General features: G+C 64.6%; 1 protein-coding gene. It reads left to right on the top strand.

Translation table 11 applies throughout. The features are described 5' to 3' along the window. A partial coding sequence (locus ACT6S0_RS26930) for an RHS repeat-associated core domain-containing protein (RefSeq protein ID WP_444766800.1) occupies positions 1–4,356 on the top strand: 4,356 nt, incomplete at both ends.

Raw genomic sequence — 4,356 nt, 5'->3', positions numbered from 1 at the left:
GCAGGAACAGAAGGCCCGCAACAGCAGGGCCAGAAACCGGCGGAGCGCGAGCCGCAAACAGCGGTAGCGCCACTGAACACGATCGTGAAGGAAGACGTCGCTGCGGCAAGCAAGGCGGTGGACGACTGGTTGCGCTCGTTCAGCGGAGGCTACGTGACGCTGGAGCGCCTGACGATGGTGCTGGGAAGCATCCCGATCGTCGGGAACATCATGGCGCTGGTGGATGTGTTCCTGGACATCATCAACATCGTCGAGAAGAAGGCCAAGGACGGGGTCGAGGCGTTCCTGACCTGGGTGAGCCTAGGCATCAACCTGATCGGGCTGATCCCGCTGCCGCCGAGCATGGCCGCGGCGCGCATGAGCCTGAGGCCGACGCTGCATCTGGTGAAGCAGGAGCTGAAGACAGCAGCCTCGAACCTGGGCGAAGCGATCGTGACCACGCTGGTGGGGCACCTGAACGCCACCATCATGGGCGAGCTGGACAAGTTCATCGATGGGGCGATCGAGAAGCTCGACGGCATCCTCAAGAGCTGCGCGGATCTTGCGGACAAGATCATCGACAACCTGGTGGACATCCTGCGGCGGGTGCTGGGACAGAAGGATCTGTTCACGGTGGGCACGGCCGCGGCGGCGGAAACGAAGGTGCACGACCCGAAGACGCAGAGCACATGGAGCCGGATGTGGGGCGCGGCGGTGCGCTACTCGAAGCAGTCGGCGAACTACGTTGCCAAGGCTGCCGCCAATCAGCTGCCCGATGGCGTTGCGGGCAAGGTCAACGGCGTGATCACGCAGATGCTGGACTTCAAGCGGCTGCTGAGGGGGCAACTGTCGAGGCTGGCGGACAAGGAGGCGCAGGCGAGCATCATGTGGCTGCTGCACAAGCTGCGGGATGCGCTGCTGAAGAAGAAGGGCAAGAGGGCTGCGATCGTGCCGCCGCAGGCGGGGGCCAAAGCGGAGAAGGAGAACCCGGGAACGCCTCTTGGCCATATCAACAAGCAGGCCGCGGCGCAGGGAACCGGGGGCTGCAAGAACTGCCCCGCGCCGGCACGCAAAGGCGCTTCCATCAGCCTGAGTACCGGCAACGAGAGTTTCACCCACACCGACTTCGTTCTTGCCGCGCCACTGCCGATCGAGTGGGCCCGCACCTATGCCAGCGACCTCGATGCCTTCGATCGAAGCAGCCTTGGTGCGCGCTGGATCACCCCGTACAGCATGCGCGTGGACGTTGCCACGCCTGTGCGCGGTGCACGCCAGGGCAAGGCAAGCCTGGTCCATCACGCCGCCGACGGCCGCAGTCATGCCTACCCACTGCTGGAGGTGGGCCAGACCTGGTTCGACCGCATCGAGGAAGTCAGCCTCTCACGCCTGAGCGAGAGCCTGCTGGTGCTGGACTTCGGCAAGCCGCTGCCCGCGGGCGAGCAGAGCGAGTGGCGAGAGATCTACGAGTACGTCGACAGCAAGCAGCCTCACTTCCGGCTCGTTACCCAACAGGCGAAGGACGGTATGTCCATCGGGCTGCGCTATGACCACGTCGTTGCGGCAACGGGCGAGCGCGTGCTCAGCGATATCGTCAGCAAGCACGGCGAAGCCGTCATGGCGCATGTGGGCACGAAGCCCGATGCGCAGACCGGACTCATCCAGTCGCTGTGGGAGCTGAAGGACGGCCAGGTCGTGCGCCAGTTGGCCGCCTACACGCACGACGGCGAGCGAGACCTCGTGTCGGCACAGGACGAAGACGGCGCGAGCTGGAGCTACGTCTACAGCCACCACCTCGTGACCCGCTACACCGACCGGACCGGCCGAGGCATGAACCTGGAGTACGACGGCACCGGCCCCGATGCCAAGGCCGTGCGCGAATGGTCCGACGACGGCAGCTTTGCACTGAAGCTGGAGTGGGACAGGAACATCCGCCTGACCTACGTGACCGATGCGCTGGGCGGCGAGACCTGGCACTACTACGACATCGAGGGCTATACCTACCGGATCATCCACCCCGACAAGCTGCAGGAGTGGTTCTTCCGGGATGACGCGAAGAACGTCACGCGCCACGTGCACACCGACGGCACGACCGATGACTACACCTACGACGTCGACGGCAACCTGCAGACGCACACCCGAGCCGATGGCAGCCGTGTGCACTTCGAGTACGACAGGCTGAACCGTCTCACGGGCATCCGCGACGCGGAAGGTGGCGTGTGGAAGCGCGACTACGACGCGCAGGGCCATCTCACGGAAGAGATCGATCCGCTGGGCCACAAGACCGAGTACGCCTACGACAAGGCCGGCAGGCCCGTGCGCATCACCGATGCGAAGGGGGGAGTGAAGGCGCTGGCCTACTCTGCGTCAGGGCAACTGCTCAGTTACACCGACTGTTCCGCCAAGACCAGCCGCTGGGAATACGACGAACGGGGCCGGCTGACCAAGGCCACCGATGCCGCCGGCAACGCGACCGGATACCGCTACACAGCCGGCCAGCTCGAGGAAATCGTGCAGCCCGACCAGACGATCGAGCAGTTCGAGCACGACGCCGAAGGCAGATTGCTGAAGCACACCGATGCGCTGGGGCGCGCCACGAGCTACAGCTACACGCGCGCCGGCCTGATCGCTGGTCGCACCGACGCCGCAGGCCGTTCGCTCAAGTACTACTGGGACCTGCTGGGCCGCCTGACCGAGCTGCACAACGAGAACGGCAGCCGCTACGACTTCCGCTACGACCCTGTGGGCCGCCTGCTGGAGGAGACCGGGTTCGACCGCAAGACCACGCAGTACGTTCATGAAGAAACCACCGGCATCCTCGCTGAAGTGGTCGAGGCAGGCCACCGCGCCGAACTCGAATTCGATCCGCTCGGACGCCTGAGCGAACGCCGTGCCGGTGGGCAGTCCGAGCGCTTCGCCTACGACCGCAACGGCCGCCTGCTCGAAGCGACCAATAGCGACGCGCGCCTTCAGTGGTTCTACGACCCGGCTGGCAACCTGACTCGTGAACATCACCACTACGTGGAGCGCAAGCGCACGGCAGTCTGGCAGCACCGCTACGACGAACTCAACCAACGCATCGCCACCGTGCGCCCCGACGGGCACGTCACCCAGTGGCTGACCTACGGCTCCGGCCACGTGCACGGTTTGTTGGTCGATGGGCAAGACATCCTGGGCTTCGAGCGCGACGACCTGCACCGCGAGGTCGCGCGGGAACAGGGCAATGGGCTGAGCCAGCGGCAGAAGTACGACCCGGCGGGCCGGCTGCTCGAACAGCAGATCTCGCGCACCAAGCCCGGCGTGATCGAATCGATCGCCGGCATCCGGCGCAGCTACAGCTACGACAAGGCGGGTCAACTGGTGGGCATTGGCGACAGTCGGCGCGGCAACCTGAGCTACCGGTATGACCCGGTGGGCCGCCTGCTCGAAGCCAACAGCCGCATCGGGCGCGAGGCGTTTGCGTTCGATCCGGCGGGCAACATCGTCGACCTTCCGGCAAGCAACGACCCGCTGAGGCATCCGGCGGGCAAGCTGCTGGACAACCTGCTGAAGAACTACGCCGGCACCAGCTACCGCTACGACGAGCGCGGCAACATGACGGAACGGATGCGCAACGGATGGCGCACTGTATTTGCATGGGACGGCTTCAACCGCATGACGGCGGCGACCGACCAGAGCGGTATCACCACCACCTTCAGCTACGACGCACTGGGGCGCCGGCTGTCCAAGAGCTCGGGCGAGACGACGACGCTGTTCGGCTGGGACGGAGACGTGCTGGCGTTCGAGAGCACGCAGAGCAAGTCAGCGATAGAGGAGGGCGGCGAGAACGGCTGGAGCGTGCACTACATCCACGAGGCGAACTCGTTCGTGCCGCTGATGCAGGTGCGGCGGGCGAGCGCGATGGCGCTGAGCGAAACCACCGACGCGAAGGCGTTGATGGAGGCCAACGGCGGCGTCTACGACATCGAGCAGGATCCCTTGTGGAACGGCGAGCAGAGGCATGTGCCTCGAGCGTTCGACAGGAAAGAGATGGCGTTCTACCAATGCGATCACCTGGGTACGCCGCAGGAACTGACGGACCACGAAGGCAGTGTGGCCTGGTCGGCGCAGTACAAGGCATGGGGAGAGGCGCGGGAGGCGATCAGCGAGGCGGGGAGAAGGGCGGGGTTCAGGAATCCGATCCGGTTCCAGGGGCAGTACTGGGATGAAGAGACGGGGCTGCACTACAACCGCTACCGCTACTACGATCCGCAGGCAGGGCGGTTTATTAGTCCTGACCCAATAAAGCTTTTGGGTGGATTGAATGCTTTTGTATATGCAAAAAATTCAATTGCTTTCATTGATCCACTCGGACTGGCGACAACGACTCCGCCTACGATC

Source organism: Roseateles sp., from assembly GCF_052436255.1.
Classification (GTDB): domain Bacteria; phylum Pseudomonadota; class Gammaproteobacteria; order Burkholderiales; family Burkholderiaceae_C; genus Pelomonas.
This window is presented reverse-complemented; position numbering and strand designations above follow the sequence as displayed.